General features: G+C 63.9%; 27 protein-coding genes and 1 tRNA gene. 21 read left to right on the top strand and 7 right to left on the bottom strand.

The genetic code is table 11. The features are described 5' to 3' along the window. Positions 1–87 precede the first annotated feature (87 nt). The 5 genes from L8F45_RS06830 to L8F45_RS06810 all read left to right on the top strand — a co-directional run bounded on the left by L8F45_RS06830 (position 88) and on the right by L8F45_RS06810 (position 5298). Positions 88–3696: an autotransporter domain-containing protein gene (locus L8F45_RS06830; protein WP_342362128.1), complete on the top strand. Its 3609-nt coding sequence runs from the start codon at positions 88–90 to the stop codon at positions 3694–3696. Between the two features lie 161 nt (positions 3697–3857). After that, positions 3858–4181 carry an ArsR/SmtB family transcription factor gene (locus tag L8F45_RS06825; RefSeq protein WP_342362127.1) on the top strand — a complete coding sequence of 108 codons (324 nt, stop codon included), beginning with the start codon at positions 3858–3860 and terminating at the stop codon, positions 4179–4181. Then, positions 4178–4603, top strand: coding sequence for an SRPBCC family protein (locus L8F45_RS06820; protein ID WP_342362126.1), 426 nt, complete (start codon positions 4178–4180; stop codon positions 4601–4603). The genes L8F45_RS06825 and L8F45_RS06820 overlap by 4 nt, the downstream gene beginning before the upstream one ends. A gap of 36 nt (positions 4604–4639) precedes the next feature. Further along, the gene (locus L8F45_RS06815; protein ID WP_342362125.1) at positions 4640–4861 is read left to right on the top strand and encodes a hypothetical protein; all 222 of its coding nucleotides are present in this window, start codon (positions 4640–4642) and stop codon (positions 4859–4861) included. Between the two features lie 26 nt (positions 4862–4887). Then, positions 4888–5298 carry a GFA family protein gene (locus L8F45_RS06810; protein ID WP_342362124.1) on the top strand — a complete coding sequence of 137 codons (411 nt, stop codon included), beginning with the start codon at positions 4888–4890 and terminating at the stop codon, positions 5296–5298. A gap of 19 nt (positions 5299–5317) precedes the next feature. On the opposite strand, the gene L8F45_RS06805 is transcribed toward L8F45_RS06810, so the two are convergent. Further along, positions 5318–5761, bottom strand: coding sequence for an SRPBCC family protein (locus tag L8F45_RS06805; protein ID WP_342362123.1), 444 nt, complete (start codon positions 5759–5761; stop codon positions 5318–5320). 156 nt (positions 5762–5917) lie between these two features. On the opposite strand from L8F45_RS06805, the gene L8F45_RS06800 reads away from it, so the two are divergent. The 3 genes from L8F45_RS06800 (at position 5918) to L8F45_RS06790 (ending at position 8389) form a co-directional block, all read left to right on the top strand. After that, positions 5918–6397: a DUF1801 domain-containing protein gene (locus L8F45_RS06800; protein WP_342362122.1), complete on the top strand. Its 480-nt coding sequence runs from the start codon at positions 5918–5920 to the stop codon at positions 6395–6397. 135 nt (positions 6398–6532) lie between these two features. Then, positions 6533–7792 (top strand): hypothetical protein, encoded by a 1260-nt coding sequence (locus L8F45_RS06795; protein WP_342362121.1) that lies wholly within the window; start codon positions 6533–6535, stop codon positions 7790–7792. A gap of 126 nt (positions 7793–7918) precedes the next feature. Next, positions 7919–8389: a DUF1801 domain-containing protein gene (locus L8F45_RS06790; RefSeq protein ID WP_342362120.1), complete on the top strand. Its 471-nt coding sequence runs from the start codon at positions 7919–7921 to the stop codon at positions 8387–8389. 11 nt (positions 8390–8400) lie between these two features. On the opposite strand, the gene L8F45_RS06785 is transcribed toward L8F45_RS06790, so the two are convergent. After that, positions 8401–9315, bottom strand: a complete 915-nt coding sequence (locus L8F45_RS06785) for a LysR family transcriptional regulator (protein WP_342362119.1) — start codon at positions 9313–9315, stop codon at positions 8401–8403. Positions 9316–9493: 178 nt separating this feature from the next. Here L8F45_RS06785 and L8F45_RS06780 point away from each other — a divergent pair, with 178 nt between their 5' ends. Further along, on the top strand, positions 9494–9799 hold the full coding sequence (locus tag L8F45_RS06780; protein WP_342362118.1) for a nickel-binding protein: 306 nt from the start codon (positions 9494–9496) through the stop codon (positions 9797–9799). Between the two features lie 82 nt (positions 9800–9881). After that, complete coding sequence (gene mddA, locus L8F45_RS06775) at positions 9882–10649, top strand: methanethiol S-methyltransferase (protein WP_342362117.1); 768 nt, start codon at positions 9882–9884, stop codon at positions 10647–10649. Positions 10650–10709: 60 nt separating this feature from the next. Here mddA and L8F45_RS06770 read toward each other — a convergent pair whose 3' ends face one another. Beyond that, positions 10710–11465 (bottom strand): IclR family transcriptional regulator domain-containing protein, encoded by a 756-nt coding sequence (locus tag L8F45_RS06770; protein WP_342362116.1) that lies wholly within the window; start codon positions 11463–11465, stop codon positions 10710–10712. Between the two features lie 130 nt (positions 11466–11595). Between L8F45_RS06770 and L8F45_RS06765 the strand changes: the two genes are divergently transcribed. From L8F45_RS06765 to pcaG, 5 genes are all read left to right on the top strand, one after another. Beyond that, positions 11596–12444, top strand: a complete 849-nt coding sequence (locus tag L8F45_RS06765) for a CoA transferase subunit A (protein ID WP_342362115.1) — start codon at positions 11596–11598, stop codon at positions 12442–12444. Positions 12445–12455: 11 nt separating this feature from the next. Next, positions 12456–13244 carry a CoA-transferase subunit beta gene (locus L8F45_RS06760; RefSeq protein WP_342362114.1) on the top strand — a complete coding sequence of 263 codons (789 nt, stop codon included), beginning with the start codon at positions 12456–12458 and terminating at the stop codon, positions 13242–13244. A gap of 154 nt (positions 13245–13398) precedes the next feature. Further along, complete coding sequence (gene pcaF, locus L8F45_RS06755) at positions 13399–14604, top strand: 3-oxoadipyl-CoA thiolase (protein ID WP_342362113.1); 1206 nt, start codon at positions 13399–13401, stop codon at positions 14602–14604. A 22-nt stretch (positions 14605–14626) separates the two neighbouring features. After that, on the top strand, positions 14627–15337 hold the full coding sequence (gene pcaH, locus L8F45_RS06750) for a protocatechuate 3,4-dioxygenase subunit beta (protein WP_342362112.1): 711 nt from the start codon (positions 14627–14629) through the stop codon (positions 15335–15337). Beyond that, on the top strand, positions 15330–15959 hold the full coding sequence (pcaG, locus tag L8F45_RS06745; RefSeq protein ID WP_342362111.1) for a protocatechuate 3,4-dioxygenase subunit alpha: 630 nt from the start codon (positions 15330–15332) through the stop codon (positions 15957–15959). Before pcaH ends, pcaG begins: the two co-directional genes overlap by 8 nt. Positions 15960–15963: 4 nt before the next feature. Here the strand turns inward: pcaG and L8F45_RS06740 are convergent, their stop codons facing one another. Genes L8F45_RS06740 through L8F45_RS06730 form a run of 3 tightly spaced genes read right to left on the bottom strand, consistent with a single transcriptional unit; the run spans position 15964 to position 17618 of the window. Next, positions 15964–16515 carry a hypothetical protein gene (locus L8F45_RS06740; RefSeq protein ID WP_342362110.1) on the bottom strand — a complete coding sequence of 184 codons (552 nt, stop codon included), beginning with the start codon at positions 16513–16515 and terminating at the stop codon, positions 15964–15966. A gap of 55 nt (positions 16516–16570) precedes the next feature. Continuing rightward, complete coding sequence (locus L8F45_RS06735) at positions 16571–17107, bottom strand: hypothetical protein (RefSeq protein WP_342362109.1); 537 nt, start codon at positions 17105–17107, stop codon at positions 16571–16573. A 4-nt stretch (positions 17108–17111) separates the two neighbouring features. Continuing rightward, positions 17112–17618, bottom strand: coding sequence for a DUF1993 domain-containing protein (locus L8F45_RS06730; RefSeq protein ID WP_342362108.1), 507 nt, complete (start codon positions 17616–17618; stop codon positions 17112–17114). A 143-nt stretch (positions 17619–17761) separates the two neighbouring features. On the opposite strand from L8F45_RS06730, the gene L8F45_RS06725 reads away from it, so the two are divergent. The 4 genes from L8F45_RS06725 to L8F45_RS06710 all read left to right on the top strand — a co-directional run bounded on the left by L8F45_RS06725 (position 17762) and on the right by L8F45_RS06710 (position 21710). Next, positions 17762–18562: an aspartate dehydrogenase gene (locus L8F45_RS06725; RefSeq protein ID WP_342362107.1), complete on the top strand. Its 801-nt coding sequence runs from the start codon at positions 17762–17764 to the stop codon at positions 18560–18562. A gap of 72 nt (positions 18563–18634) precedes the next feature. Next, positions 18635–19936 (top strand): homoserine dehydrogenase, encoded by a 1302-nt coding sequence (locus tag L8F45_RS06720; RefSeq protein WP_342362106.1) that lies wholly within the window; start codon positions 18635–18637, stop codon positions 19934–19936. A 60-nt stretch (positions 19937–19996) separates the two neighbouring features. Beyond that, complete coding sequence (glpX, locus tag L8F45_RS06715) at positions 19997–20989, top strand: class II fructose-bisphosphatase (RefSeq protein ID WP_342362105.1); 993 nt, start codon at positions 19997–19999, stop codon at positions 20987–20989. Positions 20990–21266: 277 nt separating this feature from the next. Then, positions 21267–21710 (top strand): GNAT family N-acetyltransferase, encoded by a 444-nt coding sequence (locus L8F45_RS06710; protein WP_342362104.1) that lies wholly within the window; start codon positions 21267–21269, stop codon positions 21708–21710. 6 nt (positions 21711–21716) lie between these two features. Here the strand turns inward: L8F45_RS06710 and L8F45_RS06705 are convergent, their stop codons facing one another. Continuing rightward, positions 21717–22127: a RidA family protein gene (locus L8F45_RS06705; RefSeq protein WP_342362103.1), complete on the bottom strand. Its 411-nt coding sequence runs from the start codon at positions 22125–22127 to the stop codon at positions 21717–21719. 172 nt (positions 22128–22299) lie between these two features. Here L8F45_RS06705 and recJ point away from each other — a divergent pair, with 172 nt between their 5' ends. Beyond that, positions 22300–24090 carry a single-stranded-DNA-specific exonuclease RecJ gene (gene recJ / locus L8F45_RS06700; protein ID WP_425329990.1) on the top strand — a complete coding sequence of 597 codons (1791 nt, stop codon included), beginning with the start codon at positions 22300–22302 and terminating at the stop codon, positions 24088–24090. 119 nt (positions 24091–24209) lie between these two features. Then, positions 24210–24285: transfer RNA gene (locus L8F45_RS06695), tRNA-Glu, on the top strand. Positions 24286–24440: the final 155 nt, after the last annotated feature.

Here is a 24440-nt window from a genome sequence, read left to right as displayed (position 1 = left end):
CGCCTTGCTTGATGATGTTTCTGATTATTACGATGACCGTGCGTCATTCGCGATTCGCAGAATGATTGTCAGGCGACAGGGGCGATCGTGGCGAACGCGATTAAGCGGCGAATTCTTGTGAATTCCAGTTACGCGGCGCTCGCGATCGCATGTTTGCCGTCGCCGCAGGCGTTGGCCGCGACTTATTTCGTCAGCGATGCAACGGAACTGAACAACGCCATTGCTGCGGCGAATGCGAGCCCGGATGCGAGTTCGACGATTATCGCGACCCAGAGCTTCACGATAGCCGGATCGCTGCCCAATCCGTCAAAGTCCCTGACGATCGACACGCAGGGCTTCGTTTTGTCTGGGATCACAGCAGGCAGCATCACGTTCAACGGCAATTTTCCCAGCGGCTCACTGACTTTTGCCGGAACGCTTACAGGAGGAGCCTCCGCAGGCTCCGCCGGTGTCGGGCTTGTCGTCAATAGCGGCATCGCGACAGTCGGCGGCACGACCGCCCAGGTCATCAACAATGGGTCCATCACAGGCGGCGCGGGCAATTCCGGCGGCCTCGGCGTCTCGCTCACCAATGTCGTGACCTTCATCAACAATGGCGCAGTCGCCGGCGGACTTGGGCAAGGCGGCGGCCTCGGAAACAACGGCTCCGGCGTCAATATTCTCAACACTGGCGCGACGCTGATCAACAACGCCAGCGGCGTCATTCAGGGCGGGAATAGCCAGGTGGCGGGCCACGTCGGGGCGGGCGCTTTTTTGGTCGGCTCATCTGCCAAACCTGCGACCCTCATCAATTTCGGCACGATCCGCGGCGGCTCCGATCTTAGTGGTGTCGGGGTAGGCGCTGCTGCGGTCGCCGGTCGCGGAACCAACACCACGATCACCAATTCCGGCACTTTGGAAGGCGGCAACGGTGCGGCCGCGATCGCGATCGACAGCTCCTCTTGGAATGTTTCCGTCATCAACAGTGGCACGATCCGCGCCGGCAGCGGCTCGGCCAACGCCATCGCGATCAATACGGGTGCGTCGACTCAACTTCGTCTTGAACTTCAGGCCGGCTCGCAGATTTTCGGCAATGTCGTGGCCAGCCCAACCGGGCTCAACGACGTCCTCAAGCTCGGCGGAACCGCCGACGCCAGCTTCGACGCCTCGACGATCGGCGCGACCGCGCAATACCAGAACTTCGACGCGTTCCAGAAGATTGGCGCGAGCGCCTGGACGCTGACGGGCGCCAGCACGGCCGTGACGCCGTGGCAGTTGCTCGGCGGCGTCCTGTCGATCGCCAGCGACGCCAGCCTCGGCGCGACCAGCGGCGCCATCACCTTCGACGGCGGAACGCTGCGAACCACGGCGAGCTTTACTTCGGCTCGCAACGCGACGATCAACACCGGCGGCGGCGTTTTCCAGACCGACGCCGATCTGACCTGGTCAGGCGCGATCAGCGGCGCCGGCGCGCTGACCAAGACCGGCGCCGGCACGCTGGTGCTGACCGGGACCAATACCTATGCCGGCGGGACGACGATCTCGGCTGGCGCTCTGCAGCTCGGCAACGGCGGCGCGTCGGGCTCGATCACGGGCGACGTCATCAACAATGGCGCCCTCGCCTTCAACCGGTCGGACGCCTACACCTTCAGCGGCCTTATTTCCGGCTCGGGCACAGTGTCGCAGATCGGCTCGAGCACAACCATCCTGACGGCGAACAACAGCTACACCGGCGGGACGACGATCTCGGCGGGCACGCTGCAGCTCGGCAATGGCGGCGCGTCGGGCTCGATCGCGGGCGACGTCATTAACAATGGCGCGCTCGCCTTCAACCGCCTGGACGACATCACCTTCGCCGGCGCGATCTCGGGGACAGGCGGCGTGCAGAAGCTCGGCGCCGGCTCGCTCACTCTGACGGGCGCCAACAGCTATAGCGGCGGCACGACCATCTCGGCGGGCACGCTGATCGGCTCGGCCACGAGCTTCGGCGTCGGTCAGATCGCCAACAACGGCGCGCTGATCATCGACCAGCCGACCAACGCGAGCTTTGCCAACCAGATCAACGGCGCCGGCCCCTTCACCAAGCGCGGCGCCGGCGGCCTGAACCTGACCGGCGCCAGCGGCCTCACCGGCGCGACGACGGTCGAGGCCGGCAGGCTCTCGGTCAACGGCTCGCTGTCAGGCTCAGCCGTGACCGTGCTCGCCGGCGCGACGCTCGGCGGCTCCGGCGTTGTCGGCGCGACGACGGTTTTGTCGGGAGCGACGATCGCGCCCGGCAATTCGATCGGAACGCTCACGATCAACGGCGCTTATGTCCAGAACACAGGCTCTATCTATCAGGTGGAGGTCGCTCCCGCGACGAGCAGTTCCGATCTCATTCGCGTCAATGGCAGCGCGACGCTGGCGAGCGGCGCAGGCCTTTCCGTCGTCAACTACACCGGCGCGTCCTATGTCGCGGGCCAGCGCTTCACCATCCTGACGGCGAGCGGCGGCGTGACCGGCGTCTATGCGTTCGACGATCTCGCGCTCACGCCCTTCCTCAGCCTGCGCGACATCTACGACGCCAACAACGCCTATCTCACCGTCGTGCAGACGCAGAGCATCGCTGGCGTCGGAACAACGCCGAACCAGACCGAGACGGGCAAGGCCGTCGACAGCCTGCCGGCCGATAACACGGTGCATACCGGCATGCTCGACCAACCGACTCTGGACCGTGCGCGCCTCGCGCTCCAGCAACTCTCCGGCGAAATCCATTCGTCCGCCAAGACGGCGGCGATCGAAACCAGCCATTTCGTTCGCAACGCCGCGATCGACCGCATGCGCGATGCGTTCTGCGGCGTCGCCGCGCCGAAACTGCAGCGTCCGGCAGAAGAACAATGCGACGCAGGTCGCGCCGACTTCACCATGTGGGGACAAGCGTTCGGCTCCTGGGGCCGCACGAAAGGCGACGGCAACGCCTCGACGCTCAGCCGCTCAACAGGCGGCTTTTTTGTGGGCGCCGACGCGTCCGTTTTCGCAGGCTGGCGCGCAGGTTTGCTCGCGGGCTACAGCCGCAACGAATTTTCCGTGAAGAGTCTCGGCTCTTCCGGGCATAGCGATGATTATCATCTCGGCGTCTATGGCGGCGCTCAATGGGGGCCGCTCGGCTTGCGCATCGGCGCAAGCCACACCTGGCGCGAGATCGGGACGAGCCAGTCCTTCAGCCAGATCCTCGCGAATGGTCTGACAGCCGATTACCGGGCTCGCGTCACGCAGCTCTTCGGCGATCTCGGTTATCGCTTCGATTTCGCCGGCGTCGCGCTCGAGCCCTACGCCACCCTCGCCTATCTCAATCTCGACACCAGCGGCTTCACGCAGCGCGGCGGAGATGCGGCGTTGATCGTGCGCGGCGACGCGACGCAAGCGACGTTCAGCACGCTCGGCTTGCGCGCCGCGAGCCAATTCGCGTTCAGCGGAATCGAAGCGCAGCTCAAGGGCGCGCTCGGCTGGCGCCATCTCTATGGCGACGATGCGCCGACTTCGGTGATGAGCTTCGCCGCGGGTTCGACACCGTTCACCATCGCCGGCGCCCCGATCACGCGCGACGCCGCCGTCGTGGAGGCGGGGCTCGAAGTGAAGCTGGCGCCGGGCGCTGTGTTCTCTGTTTCCTATGGCGGTCAATTCGGCGACAACGCTGCCGATCAGACCGTGCGCGGCCATTTGCGCGTGACGTTCTAAACGCCGCATCAAACAGCCTCGCTTCCCACCGACCTTGCATCCTCTCGAAACCGCGCTCCTTCCGGAGCGCTCGCCATCGCGTATCGAATCCGCCCTCGCTTGACTCATCCATAACCCGCGAGCTATGCATAAACCCATAGCTGGCGGGTTATCAATTTCGGATGTCTGAGGCTCACGATCTTCTCTTCCGGACGCTCGCCGACCCGACGCGGCGGGCGATCTTCGAGCGGCTGTGCCGCGACGGCGCGCAAACGGTCGGGGCTTTGACGGCCAAGGCCGGCGTGTCGCAGCCCGCCGTCTCCAAGCATCTGGGCGTGCTGAAACAGGCCGGCCTCGTGCGCGACCGCCATCAAGGCCGCCAGACGCATTACACCGCGCAGCTCGCCGCGCTCGCGCCGCTGATCGACTGGACGCGCGGGATGGCCGGCTTCTGGGAGAGCCGCTTCGACGATCTCGAGGAACTGCTCAAAAGGATGGACCAATGAATTCGACCGAAACGCGCACCGTGATTGTCGAGCGCGAGATGCCTCATCCCCCGGAAAAACTCTGGCGCGCGCTCACGCAACCGCACCTGATCGAGGAGTGGCTGATGAAGAACGACTTCAAGCCGGCCGTCGGCCATCGCTTCAATCTGCGCGGCGAATGGGGCGGCGTGCTCGATTGCGAAGTGCTCGCGATCGAGCCGAACAAAACGCTCTCCTACAGCTGGAACTTCGCGCATGATGACCCCGCCTACAATCTTGCCAGCGTCGTGACCTTCACGCTGACCCCGACGAGCGGAGGCACTCATCTGCGCATGGAGCAATCAGGCTTCCGCCCCGATCAGAAGCAGGCCTTCGGCGGCGCAAGGCACGGCTGGCAGGGCTTCTTCGAGAAGCTGGAAGAGGTTCTCGCGCGAGCGGAGTGAAATCCCCGCGCTTCGATTCATCGACAGGAGGCCGCATTGAACTGGAACGCGTGGGTCCGGCAATTCCATCGCTGGATGTCGATCATCTTCACCGCGACCGTCGTCGCGAATTTCATCGCCATGGGCCTCGTCGGACAACCTCCCGGCTGGATCGTCTATTCCCCGCTCGCCCCGCTTTTCCTGCTGCTGTTGACAGGCTTGTATATGTTCGTGCTGCCCTACGTCGCGAAGGAGCGCGACGCGCAAGGCGCGCGCTGAGTTGAGGGCGACAGAAGGAAACATCGATGCGGCTTGAAGGCGGATGCTATTGCGGCGCGGTGCGCTATGTCGCAGAAGGCGAGCCCATCCTGCGCGCGCAATGCCATTGCCGGGCCTGCCAGCACATCTCGGGCGGCGCGCCCAATCTCTTCATGCTGATGCCCGCGGAAGGCTTTCGCTACACCAGTGGCGCGCCGAAAACCTACACGCGGCCTGACAAGATCGACGCCGTGACGCGCGAATTCTGCGCCGAATGCGGAACGCATATGATCACGCGCCGCCCCGGCCTGCCGCCGGTGGTGCTGAAGATCGGCACACTCGATGATCCCTCGGTCTATGGCGGCGCGCGCATGGCGATCTTCACCGCCGAGGGACAGCCTTTCCATCTTGTCGCCGAGGGCGTTCGCGCGTTCGAGGGGCTGCCGCCAGGCGGATAAACGCGCGACTTATTCCACGCTACTGATTGATCTCGGGCTCGACCAGTCTGGCGAGATTCTTCAGCGACTCCTGCCAGCCGAGATAGCAGGCTTCCTCCGGAATGAGATCGGGAATGCCCTCCTGCACGACATTCAATTCAGTCCCGACGGCGACTTTCTTCAGCGTCACCGTCACATGCATTTCGCCGGGCAGATTGGGATCGTCGAAGACGTCGGTGTAGCGGATGCGCTCGTTGGCTGAGAGCTCCAGATATTTTCCGCCGAAGGAATGGCTGTGGCCGGTGGTGAAATTGCGGAACGACATCTTGAACGCGCCGCCGACTTTCCCGTCGAAGGAATGCACGGTGCAGGTGTAGCCGTTCGGCGGCAGCCATTTCGCCAGCGCGTCGGGCTCGAGGAAGGCGCGATAGATCTTCTCAGGCTTCGTCGCGAGGACGCGGTGCAGGCGGACAGTTCCGGGCATGATGTTTCTCCCTTGCGGCCGCAGGGATCGCGGCTTCTTGTGGCGCCGTTGTAGCGCAGAAGCCGCCGGTCCGGTCCAGCCTCAGGGAGGGAGAGGTCTGAACAAGGCGAATGGCGCGGCCGTTCGTTAAAAAGAAATTCAGCGGGAGCGAACGCGATGGCGAAGAGAATGTCGGATAAGCCGGCGAAAGCCGCGAAGACGACGAAGCGAAGCGCTGCGAAGCCGGCTCTGCTCTCCGGCGGCAATCCCCAGATCGCCAGGGGCGATGGCGATGCGCCGGTGCAGGCCTATATCGCAGCCATGCCGGGCTGGAAGCGCGATGTCGGCCGCCGCCTCGACGCCCTCATTGCGCGGGCCCTCCCCGGCGTCGTGAAGGCGGTGAAATGGAACTCGCCCTTCTATGGCGCGCCGGCGCCGGCCGGCGAAAAGCAGGATTGGCTCCTGAGCTTTCACTGCTTCACGAAATACGTGAAGGTGGCTTTCTCTAGAGGCGCGTCGCTGCGCCCTCTCCCGCCGGGGGAGTCAAAGCAGAGGGATGTGCGCTATCTCGACATCCATGAGGACGAGGAGATCGACGAGACGCAGTTTATGGATTGGGTGAAGCAGGCGAGCGGGTTGCGGGGGGAGAGGATGTGAGGGGGCGGAGGAGCGAGAGGTTCATAGAAGCGCCGAGAGCTTGTCGACAGTGTCATGTCGGATCAACCATCACATGATACGCTTGTAGCAACTCAATGGCCGAATCGACTACTTGGCTAATAAAGGATCGGCCCGATGGGTCCAATCGCTCTGTTCGACAAGTCATTTATCGAAATGCTGAATCTCGACGAAGCGACGATTTTCGATTCGCTCTATTCGTCCGTAATTTGTCCGATCTTTTATACAGAAGTCCTTGCGGACCTTTCAAAAGAGCCGCCAGGTCAGCGCACAGTAGAGAAAATCGTTGCAGATGTAGCTCGCAAGACTCCAATCTTGCATTCAGCACCCAACGTATCGCACTCCACGTTATGTGTCGGAGAGCTGTTGGGGCACTCGGTTGAAATGCGCCGCGTTCCGGCAATTGCGGGCGGTCGCGCGGTGCGACAAGGCGATGGCAAGGTGGGAGTTGTATACGAGCAAAGCCCCGAGGCTAAAGCATTTGACCGCTGGCAACGTGGAAGATTCCACGAACTTGAGCGTGAATTTGCATCTCATTGGCGTGAACAATTGAAAGCAGCAAAGCACGCCGATATGGCGAAGCTCGTCAAGGCGGCGCTGAAGATTAACGACTCTCCAAAGACAATTGAGGACGCGTTCGCTATCGCGAAAGAGGTTGTGAAAGGAAACGGACAGCGGTTCGCAACGCTGAAAACCGCATATGCCTTGCTTGGTCTCGATCCGGGGCAATGGAAGTTTGTGCTGAATCGATGGAAGAAACTGGGCGGACCACCACTACCGACATACGCTCCCTATACAGCCCATTGTCTGCTTGTGGAGATTTTCTTTAACCTCGCGGTGGATAAGGGGCTGATCTCACCCGATCGCCCAAGCAATCGAACAGATATCGCGTATTTGTACTACCTGCCTTTCGCGATGATGTTTGTGTCAAACGATAAGCTGCATAGGAGAACAGTGCCCCTGTTCCTTAGCGCTCGGCAGCGGTTTGTGTCGGGAGACGAGCTAAAAGTCGATTTGCAAGCGCTCGACGCGCATTACTCCGCTTTGCCAGAGGCCGACAAAGCACAGGGGCTATTTCGGATCGCTTCTGTGCCTCCGAACGATGACACGTTTTTGACCACACGAATCTGGAAGCGGTTCGGTATGAATCTCGAGCAGCGAGCAAAACCCTTCGATCACAACGAAAACAAGGAAGCTAATGACCGGATCGTGGCGGAGATGAAAAAGATGACTGATGCCGCGAAAGTTCAACAGGGCGGAACGTTCAGCCATCGTGAGCTGACGGACCCCGACGTGATTTCAATCCAGCGACTGATTCCTTTGCAGAGAGGAAAGTGGCGCATCCTGCCTCCTGGCGTTGAGGCAAACTCTCCATAGGTGAGAACACGTAGCATGGACTAGCAACATATAATCTGTCGCTTCCGATGTACCAAGTAAGTAAGTCATGTTTTCGACTAGCCCACTCTGCGGACTAAATCACGCGACGAGGGGGCGACAATGGTCATGAGAAAAGCGACAGCTACCATGAAGAAGAGCACGACCCCACAAGCGCTCCCCCCCTCCCCCTCTTCCCTCATCTCCGCCAAAATCAACGCCCTCAACGACTGGCGCGGCGAGACGCTGGCGCGCGTTCGCGCTCTCATTAAAGAGGCCGATCCTGACATCGTCGAAGAGGTGAAATGGCGGAAGCCGTCGAATCCGCACGGCGTTCCCGTCTGGGAGCGTGACGGCATGATCTGCACCGGCGAGACCTACAAGGCGGCGGTGAAGCTGACTTTCGCCAACGGCGCGGCGCTTGAAGATCCGTCCGGCCTATTCAACTCCAGCCTCGACGGCGCCGTCAGGCGCGCCATCGACATTCATGAGGGCGACACGATCAATGAGAAGGCGTTCAAGGCGCTCATTCGCGCCGCCGTGGCGCTGAACGTCTCGCGTGCGGCGGCCCGCCCGGCGAAAAAGCCGAAGGGCCCCTGAGCCGCACCGGCTCATTCCGTTGCGCGGCTTTTCGTCCGCGCGGGCGGATTGCGCAACTGCAGGAAAACCGGCCGCACCATGTCGGCGGCCTTGTTGCGCGGCGCCTTTTCATTCTCGACCAGGCCGACCGCCGCCTTGATTTCGGGCCGCAGCGGGCGGCATGCGAGCTCTTTGCCGGCGAGGCCGATCGCCGCGAGCGGCACGATCGACATGCCAAGGCCGGCGGCGACCAGCGTCTTGATCGCCTCGATATTGCCGATCCTCATCGTGGGATCGACGGTCAGATTCGCGCGCGCCAGCCATTGCTCGACGAACGCGTTGATGGAGCCTCGTGTATGCTCCATGATCAGTGGCGCGCGGGCGACGAATTCAGGCGTGACGACATCGGGAATATCGCGCGCTCGCCGGGGAAAGATGGCGACGATCTCTTCCGCGCAGAGGCGCGTGACCTTCAGCCGCGATTCCGGGATCGGCAGCATCACGAATCCAAAATCGGCTTCGCGCCGCGCGACTTTCTCGACGACGTCGCGCGTCGGCATGTTGCTGACGAGAAGCTCGACGCCGGGAGCGACCTGCTGAAGATGTTTCAGCACCGGCGGCAGGCGATAATTGAGCGTCGTCAGAGTCGTGACGAGAGAAACGCGGCCGACCCATCCCTCCCTGTAACGCTTCATCGAACTCGCTGCGCGCTCGCAGCTCTCGAAAATCGCACGCGCATGTGAGGCGAGCTCAAGACCCGCCGGCGCCGCAGTCGTGCTCTTTCCCGCGCGCTCGATGAGATCGACGCCGAACCTCTCCTCTAGCGCGCGAATGTGAAGGCTGACCGCCGGCTGGGTGAGGTTGAGCTGTCGGGCGGCTGAGGAAAAGCTGCCGCGATCAATCACTTCGATGAGCGTGCGGAGATGATCGAGGTTCACGCTTCTCATAAAAGTTTTCCTTATCGGAAGAATATGAAATCAAAATACGACTTATGTCATTGCGCGTGCAATAGGGGCGCGTCGGCCAGGGCCTTTGAGGCGTCGGGCTCTCGCCGATGCATTTCAAATCGTTCTTTCACGTCGAGCGAGGGCCGCGCCCACGCTCGCCTTGCAATGGAGAAAGTCAATGGATCTCTATGTCATTCGTCGCCCGAGCGCCTGGGCCAGCATCGAGGAGCTCGAGCTCGCCGGCGCCAAGTCCGCCCGCATCGGAAATGAAGAGATGGCCGACCGCGTGCGCTGGATTCGAAGCTATGTCGTGCATGAGGCGGACGGCCGCATCGGCACCGTCTGCATCTATGAAGCGCGCGATGGCGAGTCCATTCGCGAGCATGCGCGCCGCGTCGGCATGCCCGGAGACGACTTCCAGCGCGTCGCGAGCACGGTCATCGTGCGAGACGATCCATCGGAAGTCAGGATCGCGGCGGAGTAATCCAGCCGCTCGCGATCCGGCCCGCGCGCAGTTGCGCGGGCCCTCCCTCATCTGCAATTCTCCGCGCCCTTTGGAGGCCGCCATGAGCCGTATCTTCAAGGCGGGCTTTGGCCTGCTGTCTTATCTCTTGTTTCTTGTCGTGTTTCTCTATGCAGTCGGCTTCCTCGGAAGCATCGTCGTTCCCAAGGCGATCAATGACGGCGCAAGCGGCGACCCCTGGCTCGCCACCGCGATCGACGTTTTGCTGCTCACATTGTTCGCCGTGCAGCATAGCGTGATGGCGCGTCCAGGCTTCAAGCGCTGGTGGACGAAGCTCGTGCCCACATCGATCGAGCGCAGCGTGTATGTGCTGTTCGCGAGCCTCCTGCTTGTGCTGCTGTTCTGGCAATGGCGCCCGATTGGCGTTGAACTCTGGCGTTTCTCGGGCGCCTGGGCGAGCGTGATGATCATCCTGTTCTGGTCGGGATGGGCCATTGCGCTGATCAGCACCTTTCTCATCAGCCATTTCGAACTGTTCGGCGTGCGGCAGGTTCTGGCGGACTGGCTTGGCGGCTCTCCGATCTCATCGCTCAAGACGCCCCTGTTCTATCGCTGGGTTCGCCATCCGCTCTATCTCGGATTCATCATCTCCTTCTGGTCGACGCCTGTGATGACAGTCGGGCATCTGCTGTTCGCCGGTCTTTCCACGGCCTATATTTTCGTCGGCATTCACTTCGAAGAGCGTGATCTCCTCGATCATTTCGGCGACGCCTATGCGTCGTACAAGGAGCGCGTGCGCATGCTGCTCCCAGTCCCGAAAAGCCGCTCGACGCGCGACACGCCAACACCTTCGGCGCCGCCTGCCGTCTGACAGCTCGAACAGAAGACGAAGGCGGTCCGCAACCCGGTTGCGGACCGTCGCGCCGCCGCCTTAGAGCAGCGCCACCAGACTGACCCGCTCGGCGGCGCGCAACAGCTCCGGCAGATATCTCTCGCGCAAGGTCTCTTCGCTCGTGCGATTGGCGTGCGTGCTGATGTTGATCGCAAGCCTGGCGTGGCGCGAGCGGCCGGGCACGGCGACTGCGATCGAGCGCAATCCGAGCTCCAACTCTTCGCTGACGAGCGCATAGCCGAGCGTGCGCACGCGATCGAGCCTTTGCCTGATCTCTTGCTTCGTCGTCAGCGTGTGCGGCGTGAAGGCGTCGAGCTTCGCGCGGCTGAAATAATGGTCGAGCTCATTGTGGTTGAGCTGCGCGAGGATCGCCTGCCCCATCGAGGTCGCATGGGCGGGCAGCCGCGTGCCGACCGCGAGATTGGTGGTCATCACGCGATGCCGCGCGGCAGAGCGCGCGATATAGACGACGTCCTGGCCTTCCAGCGTCGCAGCCGATGCGGACTCGCCGAACTGCGACGTGAGATCGGCGAGCACGTCGCGGAACGTGTCGAGTTCCGTCATCCCAGTGAGATAGCCGCTGCCAAGCTCCAGCACCGCAGCGGTCAGTTCGAAATGCTTGCCGTCCGAGCGCGCCAAGCCCTCTTCGCACAAAGTGCGCAGGAACCGCCGCGCGGCGGCGCGCGTCATGCCGGTGGCGGCGGCGGCTTCCGTGATGGTCTGCTGACGGGCCTGCCGGAAGCTGCGCAGCATCGCGAGCCCCTTGCGCAGGGAGTCGACGGTCTCCTCGGCCATGAGAATTCCTCCCGCACGACGGCCTAGCAGGTTCGCGTGCCGAACAAAAGAGCTGCCTAGCGAACAATCCGCTTGAGGCGTCGCCGCGTTCGGAGCAAGAAGCTCAAAACAAGGCGATGGGAGTTTAGGGATGGCGACGTTTCTCAGCCTCCGTGAGGCTGTCGCGACGAACGTGAACAATGGCGACGCGGTCGCCATGGAAGGCTTCACCCATCTCATCCCCTACGCCGCCGGCCATGAAGCGATCCGGCAGGGCAAGACGGATCTCACGCTGATCCGGATGACGCCTGATATTCTCTACGATCAGTTCATCGGCATGGGGCTCGTAAAGAAGCTCGTCTTCTCCTGGGGCGGCAATCCCGGCGTCGGCTCGCTGCATCGCGTGCGCGAGGCTGTCGAGCAGGGCTGGCCGCGCCCGCTGGAGATCGAAGAGCACAGCCACGCCGCCATGGCGAACGCCTATGAGGCTGGCGCCGCCAATCTGCCCTTCGCCGTCTTCCGCGGTTATATCGGCGCCGACCTGCCGAAGGTGAATCCCCGCATCAAGAGCGTCACCTGCCCTTTCACCGGCGAGGTGCTCGCCGCGGTTCCCGCCATTCGCCCCGACGTCGCGATCATCCATGCGCTCAAAGCCGATCGCGAGGGCAATGTGCTGCTCGAAGGCATCACCGGGGTGCAGAAGGAAGCGGTGCTCGCGGCGAAGCGTTCGATCATCACCGTCGAGGAGATCGTCGACGAATTCGGCCCGCGCAACGCCAACGCCGTGATCCTGCCGCACTGGACAGTCGGCGCGATCGCTCATGTGCCCGGCGGCTCGTTCCCGAGCTACGCGCAGGGCTACACCAGGCGCGACAACGCCTTCTACATCAACTGGGACCCGATCGCGCGCGATCGCGAGGCGTTCCTCGCCTGGATGAAGACGAATGTTCTGGAGTCGACGCCGGAAGCTTTCGCCGTCCATCGCAGACAAGCCGCGTGAGGGAGCCCGAGATGAACGTCGCTGTGTCCCCATCCGCCGCCGTAACGCCGACCGAGATGATGACGGTCGTCGCGGCCCGCGCGTTGAAGAATGAGGATGTCTGCTTCGTCGGCATCGGCGCGCCGTCCGCCGCCTGCAATCTCGCGCGCCTGACGCATGCGCCAAAAATCACGCTGATCTATGAGAGCGGCACAATCGGCACGCGCCCGAGCGTGCTGCCGCTTTCAATCGGCGACGGTGAACTCTGCGACACCGCGCTGACCACGGTGCCCGTGCCGGAGATGTTCCGCTACTGGCTGCAGGGCGGCCGCATCACGGTCGGCTTTCTCGGCGGCGCGCAGATCGATCGTTTCGCCAATCTCAACACGACGGTCGTCGGCCCCTATGACAAGCCGAAGGTGCGTCTCCCCGGCGGCGGCGGCGCGCCCGAGATCGCGGCCCATTGCGGCGAAATCTTCATCACCATGGCGATGGGCCTGCGCGCCTTCGTCGACAAATTACCCTTCGTGACCTCCATGGGCCATGGCGAGGGCGGCGATCATCGCGCGCGTCTCGGCCTGAAAACGAAGGGACCGACGCGCCTCATCACCGATCTCTGTACGTTCGAGCCTGATCCCGTGACCAAGGAGATGACGCTGGTCGCGCTGCATCCCGGCGTCACGCGGGAAAAGGTTCAGTCGCAATGCGGCTGGCCAATCAAGGTCGCCGACGACGTCAGGGAGACGCCGGCGCCGACCGCCGAGGAGCTCGAAGTGCTGCGCGACTTGCACGCGCGCACCAGGAAGGCGCATGGCGTCTGAGAAGCGCGGCCTAGAGCATGGCGCGAAAAAGTGGGAACCGGTTTTTCGCAAAAGCCATGCTCTAAATTTATAGAATCGATCACGTTCCCGCACTTTGATTGATTCAATCAAAGTGCGGCGTGATCTTAAGACGCGGATGAAGAGGACGTAAGAGATGCGGGAAGTCTTTCTCTGCGACGCGGCGCGGACGCCGATCGGACGCTACGCCGGCGCGCTCGCGAAAGTGCGCACGGATGATCTCGCCGCCATTCCGTTGCGTGCGCTCCTCAAGCGCAATCCCAAGCTCGACGCGTCGCGCATCGATGAGGTCGTGTTCGGCTGCGCCAATCAGGCCGGCGAGGACAATCGCAATGTCGCCCGCATGGCGCTTCTGCTCGCGGGGCTCCCCGAGACGATCCCGGGCCTGACCGTCAACCGTCTTTGCGCGTCCGGGATGGATGCGATCGGCGTCGCCGCGCGCGCCATCAAGGCGGGCGAAATTGATCTCGCCATCGCAGGCGGCGTCGAAAGCATGAGCCGCGCGCCCTTCGTGATGCCGAAGGCCACGGAAGCCTTCGGCCGCTCGAACGAAGTGTTCGACACCACGATCGGCTGGCGCTTCATCAATCCGCTGATGAAGAAGCAGTATGGTGTCGACTCGATGCCGGAGACCGGCGAGAACGTCGCCGAAGAATATCAGGTCAGCCGCGAGGATCAGGACAAGTTTGCGCTGCGCTCGCAGCAGCGCGCGGCGAAAGCGCAAGCGTCAGGCTATTTCGATTCAGAAATCGTTCCCGTCGAGGTCCCCGGCCGCAATGGCGATGTGACCACGATCGACAAGGACGAGCATCCGCGCGGCGACACGACGCTCGAAACGCTCGCAAAACTGAAAGCCTTCGTGCGCACGCCGGGCACCGTCACCGCCGGCAACGCGTCCGGCGTGAATGATGGCGCCGCGGCGGTGATCCTCGCGTCCGAAGACGCGGTGAAGGCGCACGGCCTGACGCCGCGCGCGCGCATTCTGGGACTTGCGACAGCGGGCGTGCCGCCGCGCATCATGGGCATCGGGCCTGCGCCGTCTTCTGAAAAGCTGATGGCGAAGCTGAAGCTCAAGATCGGCGATTTCGATGTGATCGAACTCAACGAAGCTTTCGCGAGCCAGGGCCTTGCTGTGCTGCGCATGCTCGGCGTCGCCGACGATGACGAGCGCGTCAATCCGAATGGCGGCGCGATCGCGCTCGGCCATCCGCTCGGGATGTCCGGCGCGCGCATCACAATGACCGCCGCGCATCAATTGACTGAGATCAAGGGCAAGCATGCGCTGGCGACCATGTGCGTCGGCGTCGGCCAAGGCGTGAGCATCGGGCTCGCCCGGGTCTGAGAGAGGCAGGAGGAAAGCTGATATGGCGGACGTCTATCGCCGCGAAGGAACGATCGTGCATCCGAAGTCGCTCTTCGCGGACTATCGGAGCACGGTGAAGCGCGCCCCGCAGCAGCCGAAGATCATCATCCCGCAGACGCTGACCGAAGCAACCGGCCCCGTTTACGGCCATGAGAGCGTCACTGACAGCGAGGCCGATCTCACGCGCCAGCACGACGGCGAGCCGCTTGGCGAGCGCATCACCGTGTCAGGCCGCGTGCTCGACGAGAATGGCCGCCCTGTGCCCAATACTCTGCTCGAAGTCTGGCAGGCGAACGCCGGCGGCCGCTATGTCCATGAGCGCGACCAGCATCCGGCGCCGCTCGATCCAAATTTCACCGGTGCGGGCCGCGTCGTCACCGACGCCGAAGGCCGCTACAAATTCGTGACCATCAAGCCCGGCGCCTATCCATGGCGCAATCACAACAACGCCTGGCGCCCGGCGCATATTCACTTCTCGCTGTTCGGGCCGTCCTTCCTCACGCGCATCGTCACGCAGATGTATTTCCCCGGCGATCCGCTGTTTCCCTATGATCCCATCTATAACGGCATCACGGACGAAAAGGCGCGGCAAGCGCTGATCGCCCTGTTCGACTGGGACAACACGACGCCGGAATGGGCGCTGGGCTATCGCTTCGACATCGTGCTGCGCGGCCGCAACGCGACGCCGACCGAGGAGCCGCATCATGACTGAGTTTCTCTATCCGCCGACGCGCACGCCGGAGAAGCGTCCCGATGTGCTGACCGCGTCGCAGACGGTTGGTCCGTTCTTCCATTACATGCTGACGCCGCATGATTATCCCACGCGCCAGCTCTTCACCAATGACCTCACCGAGAATGGCGTCGCCGGCGATCGCATCGTCATCGAGGGCCGCGTCACCGACGGCGACGGAGAAGCCGTTCCCGACGCGGTGATCGAGATCTGGCAGGCGGATTCTCAAGGCCGTTACGCCCATCCCGACGACAAGCGCGGACCGGCCTCAAACAATTTCCGCGGCTTCGGCCGCTCCGCCACCGACAAGGACGGCGTGTTCAAATTCGTCACGGTGAAGCCCGGCGCCGTTCCCGGCGTCAATGGCGCGACGCAGGCGCCGCATATCGCGGTGAACGTGCTCGGCCGCGGCATGCTGATCCATCTCGTCACACGCATTTATTTCGAGGGCGAAGCGACGAACGCGACGGACGGAATTCTCGCTCTTGTTCCCGCGGAGCGGCGGTCGACTCTCATCGCCAGGCGCGATACGAAAAATCCCTCGCTCTATCGCTTCGACATCAGGCTGCAGGGCGACGGCGAGACGGTTTTCTTCGACGTCTGAAGCCTCACTTGATCGAGCATGAGGCGTTCTCCGCACGCGGATTGACGTAGTAAGCCCAGGCGCGATTCACCCGCTGGCGCTGCTTGAACTCGGAAAATCCCGGCTTGAGCTGATAGGCGATCGAGAGCTGGCAGCTCTTGTCGGTGATCGCGACCGTCATCACTGTGCGGCTCTGCGGATATTCGACGGTGCGCGTCAGCTTGTTAGGGCCGGCGACCTGCCAGCGACTGCGTCCCTCATCCTCGCTTCCGCCAAGAGCGCGCACGCGCTGGGCGCGCACGGTCTTGCCGCCGCGCGCATTGGCGCGCTCCCAGGTTTCATCGATCTGGTTTTTACCGGAGAGAACGACGCGGAACGATTGATGCGTTCTGACAGCCGGATTGGGCTCCGGCCGCACGCGAGCGGCGGTATAATCATACGAGCCTTCGATGATGGTCTCGTCCTGTGCTTCCGCCATCACCGGCGGCGCAGCGACCATTGCGGCAAAGACGAGCCCGGTGAGAAACGCAAGGACGTTAGACAGGCCGGGCGGCGCGATATCGTTGCGCTTGATCATCGCCGCATCTCCCAAATTTCCCTGGCCTTCGGCGCGATTGCGCCCTTATCCATTGTTACTGAATCCAGCAGCTTGGGCTCTCGGCGTGCGTGTTGGCGAAATACGCCCATTTGCGGTCGACGCGGCGCCTGAACTTGAATTCGCTGAAGCCGGGTTTCAACCGATAATCGACGTCGACCCTGCATGTTTTATTGCTGACGGTCGTGACGGTGATGAATGTCGTGCTCTGCGGGTGGTTGACCGTTCGAACGAGTTTGTTCGAGGCCGCGACTTGCCACCGGCTCCCGCCCTCCTCCGCGCTCCCGCCGAGCACGCGTGTGCGCTGCGTCGTCGAGCCGCCGAAACCAAAGGCGTTCGAGGCGCGCCAGGTCTCGCTGATCTGATTGGCGCCCGAAAGCACGATGCGAAATCTTTGAAGGGATCGCAGCCCGGACGCAGGGTCGGGCCGGAGCCGATCGGACACCGTGTAATAGGAGCCTTCGATCACCGTGTCGCCTTGCGCCTGCGCGCGCGCCGGCGACGCGAGAGAAGCGGCTGCAAGCAGTCCCGCGCCGGCGATGACAGCCAGACGGGACGCGCTCGCAGCCGTCATGTTCTCAGGCCCGCCCGAGGAAGTCGCGCTTGCCGACCTCGACGCCGCCCTTGCGCAGGATGTTGTAGGCGGTCGTGACGTGGAAATAGAAATTCGGCGTCGCCATGTTGAGCAGATACTGCTCGCCTGTGATGGTCATGTCCTGACCGCCGATCTTCAGCGTGATCGGCTTCGCATCGGCGCCTTCGAGCTTCTCCGGGCCGAAGCCCTTGATGTAATCGCGGGTCTTTTCCAGCCGCGCGATCAACTCATCGAAGGTGCGCTGATCGTCCGCCCAGGAGGGAACCTCGACGCCGGCGAGACGCGACACCGCGCCCTTGGCGAAGTCGCTTACGAGACAGCACTGATGCCAGAACGGAAACATGTCGGGGAAAAGCCGCGCCGTCGTCAGCGCCTCGGGATTGATCTTCTTGGCTTCGCAATGCGCCTTCGCCTTGTTGATCACATGGATCAGGGCGCGGAGCATATTGTCGAAGGTTGTGACCGAGGCGGAGTGCATCGTAAGCGACATGGGCGGTTTCCTGAGAAGATTATTCCAACAGAAGGGCCGCGAAGCTAAGCCGGGGCGCAGGGGCGCGCAACGCGACAGACAAGTGGGCGCAGATCACGATCATGCGCGTTGCGCATGACGGGACGTGAGACGGGAGCAAGGCGATGAAGATCATCGGCATGATCGGTTTCGGCGCGATCGGCGAACTCGTGGCGAAATATCTTTCTGAAGCCGGCTCGATCCAGCTCGGCCCTGTTCTGATGCGGCCGGGACGCGCCGTCGCCATCGCCGCGAAGCTGCCGAAACCCGGCTGGCCTTGCGAGGATGTCGACGCTCTCATCCGCGCCCGCCCCTCGCTCGTCGTGGAATGCGCGGGACAAGAGGCGCTGCGCGCCCATGGCGCCGCGATCCTCGCCGCCGGGATCGATCTCATGCCGATCGCGACGGGCGTTTTCGCCGATCATGATTTTCGTCAGCGAATGATCGAGACAGCCCGCGCCAGCGGCGCGCGCATCCTCATCCCCGCCGGCGCGACAGCAGGCCTCGACGGACTTGGCGCGCTGGCGGTCGGCGGGCTCGATCGCGTGATCTACACCTCGATCAAGCCGCCGCACGCCTGGCGCGGCACGCCGGCCGAACAGGCGATCGATCTCGACCGCGTGACAACCGCCACCATATTCTATGAGGGTCCGGCGGATCAGGCGGCGCTGGCCTACCCCAGGAACGCCAATCTCGCCGCCACGGTGGCGCTCGCCGGAGCGGGCTTCGAGCGGACGATCGTGCGACTCGTCGCCGATCCCGCAGCGACGGGGAACGGCAGCGCCATCGAGGCCGAAGGGGCCTTCGGACGGCTGTCTGTGAAACTTTCCGGCCCTGCCATGGCCGACAACCCCAGAACGAGCGCCGTCACGGCCCTCTCGATCGTCCGGGCGCTGCGCAACGAGGCCGGGACCTTTGTCATATGACGGCCGCCAGACCGCTGCATTGACAGCGCCGGACCCCCATGCGACCGCCTCGGTAAATCCAGTCCTGACCCGATGAATCAGCCTCTTCGCCTTGGAATCGCCGGCCTCGGAACGGTCGGCGCGTCAGTCCTCCAGTTGGTCCAGCGTCGCGCCAACGATCTCGCCGCCGGCAGCGGCCGGGCGGTGCGCGTGACGGCCGTCTCCGCCCGCGACCGCAACCGCGACCGCGGCGTCGACCTCTCGCCCTACGCCTGGTTCGACGATCCCGTCGCGCTCGCCGCGGCGAACGACGTGGACTGCATCGTCGAGTTGATCGGCGGTGATGAAGGACCGGCGCGCGCGACCGTCGAGACGGCGCTGAAATCCGGCAAGCATGTCGTCACCGCCAACAAGGCGCTGCTCGCCAAGCATGGGCTGGCGCTGGCGAGGCTGGCTGAGGGCCAGCGTGTGGCCCTCGCCTTCGAGGCCTCGTCCGCCGGCGGCATTCCGGTCGTGAAGACGCTGCGCGAGGCGCTCGCCGGCAATGCGGTGACGCGCATCTCCGGCATCCTCAACGGCACCTGCAACTACATCCTGTCGCGGATGGAGCTCGAAGGGCTGACCTTCGACGAATGCCTGAAGGACGCCCAGCGCCTCGGTTTCGCGGAGGCCGACCCGACCTTCGATGTCGGCGGCTTCGACACCGCGCACAAACTCTCGATCCTGACGAGCCTCGCCTTCGGCGTGAAGATCGACGCCGAAGCGATTCACGTCGAAGGGATTTCGGCGATCACGCCGCTCGACCTCAAGATGGCCGACGAACTCGGCTATCGCATCAAGCTGCTCGGTGTCGCCGAGCGCACCGCGACCGGCATCGAGCAGCGCGTCCATCCGACGATGGCGCCGAAATCCTCCGCCATCGCGCAGGTGATGGGCGTGCTCAACGCCGTCACCATCGACGCCGACGCGGTCCGCGCGATCACCCTGATCGGCCCCGGCGCAGGCGGCGACCCCACCGCCTCGGCGGTCCTGTCCGACATCGCCGACGTCGCCCGCGGCCAGATCTCGGCGCCCTTTGGCAAGCCCGTCGACCAGCTCGACGACGCCGCGCGAGCGCCGATGCAGCGCCACGAAGGCGGCTACTATGTCAGGTTGACGGTGGTCGATCGTCCCGGCGCCATGGCCAAGATCGCGACCCGCATGGGCGACCACCAGATTTCGCTCGAAAGCATCCTCCAGAAGGGCAAGGGTCAGCGCGGCGGCGACGGCGCGACCGTGCCTGTCATTCTGATCACCCATGCGACCTCCGAGACCGCCATTCGGGCGGCTCTCGAAGAGGTGCAGAGCGAAGGCGTCGTCACCGAGCCGCCGCAGGTCATTCGCATCGAGCGCTAGTTCGCAACCGGCGGCTGCGCCGTTTCGCGGCTGGCCGCCCCATCATCGCGGGAGTCTTTCATGTCCGGCATCGTCGTCCATCAGGACAAGGTCATCGAGCGCATTCTGACGCTGGAGCTCGTGCGCGTGACCGAACGCGCGGCGGTCGCCTCGGCCAGACTGCGCGGCCATGGCGACGAGAAGCGCGCCGATCAGGCCGCCGTCGACGCGATGCGCCGCGAGCTCAACAAGCTCGCGATCGACGGCACCATTGTCATCGGCGAAGGCGAGCGCGACGAGGCGCCGATGCTGTTCATCGGCGAGAAGGTCGGCACCGGCGTCGGCACGAAGGTCGACATCGCCGTCGATCCGCTCGAAGGCACGACTTTGTGCGCCAAGGACATGCCGGGCTCGATCGCCGTGATGGCGATGGCGCCGTCAGGCTCGCTGCTTTATGCGCCCGACGTCTATATGGACAAGATCGCAATCGGCCCCGGCTATCCCCAGGGCGTGATCGATCTCGACGCCGCGCCGGAAGATAACATCAACGCGCTCGCCAAGGCGAAGGGCGTGAAGCCGGCGGAGATCACGGCGCTGATCATGGATCGCCCGCGCCACGCGGAGCTGATCGAGAAAGTGCGCAAGGTGGGATGCTCGATTCGGCTCATCACCGACGGCGACGTCGCCGGCGTCATCCACACGACGCAGCCGCAGACCGGCATCGACATCTATCTCGGCATCGGCGGCGCGCCGGAAGGCGTGCTCGCGGCGGGCGCGCTGCGCTGCGTCGGCGGCCAGATGCAGTCGCGCCTCATCCTCGACACGCCAGCCAAGGTCGAGCGCGCGGCGAAGATGGGCATCAAGGACCCCAAGCGGAAATATGATCTGACGGAGATGGCCGGCGGCGACGTGATCGTGGCCGCGACCGGCGTCACCGACGGCGCTCTCCTGAAGGGCGTGATGTTCCGCGGCGACGTGATCGAGACCGACACGATCGTCTACCGCTCTGTCACCGGCACCGTCCGCCGCATCCAGGCCGAGCATCGGGAACTCGCGAAGTTCCATCTGGATTGAGATGAGCGATCCCTCTCCGTCGCAAGTCGGGCTTGCCAGACTTGCGCATTCACTATGCTGATCTTGGGCGAGCCCAAGATCAGTTGGAGAGGGAAGTCGGCGCTGCGCGATGCGCAGCATCGTCGCCAGGCCGACAGGGTGAGGGTGTCGGCGCCCTGCCAGCACAATAGAGGTTCACCCTCATCCGTCGCGCATTCGCGCGACACCTTCTCCCAAGGGAGAAGGCGAAACTCGTCAATGCTGCGCCTGAGACAATCGAACTCGCGGATTCGCACCCATGCCCATCACCACGCGCATTCTCTCTCCCGCCGACCGCGCGCAGTGGGAGCCTCTGTGGAAGGGCTATCTCACCTTCTACAAGGCGAACGTCGCCGATCGCGTCACCGATATTACGTGGGATCGCTTTCATGATCCGAAGGAACCGATGTGGGCCTTCGGCGCATTCGACGGCGAACGCATGGTCGGCATCGTCCATATGATTCTGCATCGCTCATGCTGGACCGAAGACGACTACTGTTATCTTCAGGATCTGTTCACTGCCGATGACGCCCGCGGCAAGGGCGTCGGACGCGCGCTGATCGAGCGCGTCTATGCCGAAGCGAAGGGTCGCGGCGCCGGACGCGTGCATTGGCTCACGCATGAAACCAACACGACGGCGATGCAGCTCTATGATCGTATCGCCGACAAAAGCGGTTTTGTTCAGTATCGCAAGATTTTCTGACGCCGCTCACGCCAGCGCGACGCAATCGATCTCGATGTCGAACTTGCCGAACCATTGCGGCACGCAGACGAAAATCCGCGCTGGCGGATTCTCGGGAAAATAACGGACATAGATTTCGTTGATCGCCGCGAATTTCTCCGCCGACGTGCAATAGACGTTGCACTTCAGCACATTTTCCAGCGACGAGCCGGCGGTCTCCAGACAGAGCTTCATCTGCTCCAGCACAAGCTCGGTCTGCCGCTCGATCGGGACTTGCGCAACTTTGCCGGTTTCAGGATCGAATGGCGGCAGGCCCGAGACGAAGACCATGCCGCAGCCGCGCACGACCACGGACGCCGGCGCTTTCCCCTGCCCGCTGCCGATCGCCTTCTCGATAAAGGTCGAGATCGGCTCGACCCGGATTGCTTCCCGTTTCATGGCGTCGCTCCCGCATCCGGCGCAAACGCGCCGCTCGCCGCAACGGTAGCGCAAGCTTCGGAGAAGATGCTTCGATAACGGGCGAAGGATGGTTGTGATCATCGCTGGCGCCAATCGCCGCTTCGTGCTCTCCGCGATTCCCTGAATCGCCTGCGCCCGCTAAAGCTGACCTGTGCTGGATCACGCCCCGCCCCGCCCCTTTCTCAACGTCGCCTCATCGGCGACCGGCCGCGTCTGGCGCGATCGGCTGGACGAACCCGGCCGCGCGCAGGCGCTGATGATGACGCAGCAACTCGGTCTCTCCGATGCGGTCGCGCGCGTGCTCGCCGGCCGCGGCGTCGCGGTCGATGATGCGCAAGCATTCCTCGATCCGAAAATCCGCGATCTCATGCCGGAGCCTTTCACGCTGACGGCCATGGAGGCGGCGGTCGATCGCCTCGCGCGCGCCGCGAGAGCGGACGAGCATGTCGGAATCTTCGGCGACTATGACGTCGATGGCGCCTGCTCGGCGGCGCTGCTCGCCTCATTCCTGCGCCATCACGGCGTGCGTTCGCGACTGCACATTCCCGATCGCATCACGGAAGGCTACGGCCCCAACATCGACGCGATCCGCGCCATGCGCGAAGCCGGTGTGACGCTGCTTGTCACCGTCGATTGCGGCACGGCGAGCCATGAGCCTTTTGCAGAAGCGCGCGCACTCGGCCTCGATGTGATCGCGCTCGATCATCATCAGGCGCCGGTCGAGCTGCCGGACGTGCTGGCGATCGTGAATCCCAATCGGCAGGACGATCTCTCAGGCCTCGGCTCGCTCTGCGCTGCAGGCGTCGTGTTCATGACGCTGGTCGCGCTCAATCGCGCGCTGCGCGACGATGGAAAGCCGTTCGATCTCATTTCCGCGCTCGATCTCGTCGCGCTGGCGACCGTGGCCGATGTCGTGCCGCTTGTTGGCCTCAACCGCGCATTTGTGCGTCAGGGCCTCGTGGTCATGGCGCGACGCGAGCGCGTGGGATTGCGCGCGCTCGCCGACGCGGCGCGGCTCGATGGCCCTCCACAGTCCTGGCATCTCGGCTTCCTCATCGGCCCGCGCATCAACGCTGGCGGCCGCATTGGGGATGCTGCGCTCGGCGCGCGTCTTCTGCTGACGGAAGACGATGTCGAAGCCGCACGCATCGCCGCCCAGCTCGACGCACTCAATCGCGAGCGGCAGGCGATCGAGGCGGCCGCGGTCGAGGAAGGCGTCGCCCAAGCGGAGAAATTGCTCGCGACCGACGCCGCTATGGCGGCGCTGCTTGTGGGATCGCCGGACTGGCATCCCGGCGTCGTCGGACTGGTGGCGGCGCGGCTGAAGGAGCGCTTCGGCCGCCCGGCTTTCGCGATGGCCTGGGGGACTGAGAGCGTGGGCACTGGCTCGGGCCGCTCGATCCCCGGCGTCGATCTCGGCCGCGCCGTGCGGGCGGCGGTTGAGGCAGGCCTGCTGATGAAAGGCGGCGGCCACGCCATGGCCGCCGGCGTGACGCTGGGGCGGGACCGCCTCGCGGATTTCGCCGCCCATCTCGACAACGAACTCCGGGAATTCGTGGCGACGGCATCAGCCGATCGCACGCTCTCCATCGATGGCGCGCTGAGCGCTTCGGGCGCGCGGCCGGCTCTGGTCGCCGACATCGCCCGCGCCGGCCCGTTCGGGGCCGGCAATTCCGAACCGGTGTTCGCCCTGCCCCACCATGTCCTCGTCGACGCTGCGCCCGTCGGCCAGAACGGTCACCTCAGGCTGCGGCTCAAGGCGGCCGACGGCGCGACCATTGGGGCGGTCGCCTTCCGCGCAAAGGATCAGCCGCTGGGACAGGCGCTCGTGGCGCTGCGCGGCGAGCCCGTCCATATCGCAGGGACGCTCTCGATCGACCGCTGGGGCGGCGGCGAACGGGTCGAGCTGCGCGTCATTGACGCGGCGAAGCCGCAGCGCTGACAGCTCCCGCAGCGGCGCCCCCGAAATCGCCGTGAGCAAGCCCGGAATGACGGCTTGCAGCGACGCGGATGGCCGCTTATACCCCGCCCGTTCGCGCCGGCCTTTCGGCCCATGCGCCCGCGCCCATCGTCTAGCGGTCCAGGACGTCGCCCTTTCACGGCGAAAACACGGGTTCGAGTCCCGTTGGGCGCGCCAATGATTTCAAAGACTTAAGACGGCGAAGTGCGAATCCGTCAACTATTCGTCTAATATGCGTTTGCGAATTCGGGCGTCCGATCGCGAGCGCCTGCGAACTGATGGCGCCTCGCGTCGCACTCCGCTAGCGGCTCCCCCAAGGACCACCGCAGATA

This window comes from Terrirubrum flagellatum (assembly GCF_022059845.1).
Lineage (GTDB): Bacteria > Pseudomonadota > Alphaproteobacteria > Rhizobiales > Beijerinckiaceae > Terrirubrum > Terrirubrum flagellatum.
This window is presented reverse-complemented; position numbering and strand designations above follow the sequence as displayed.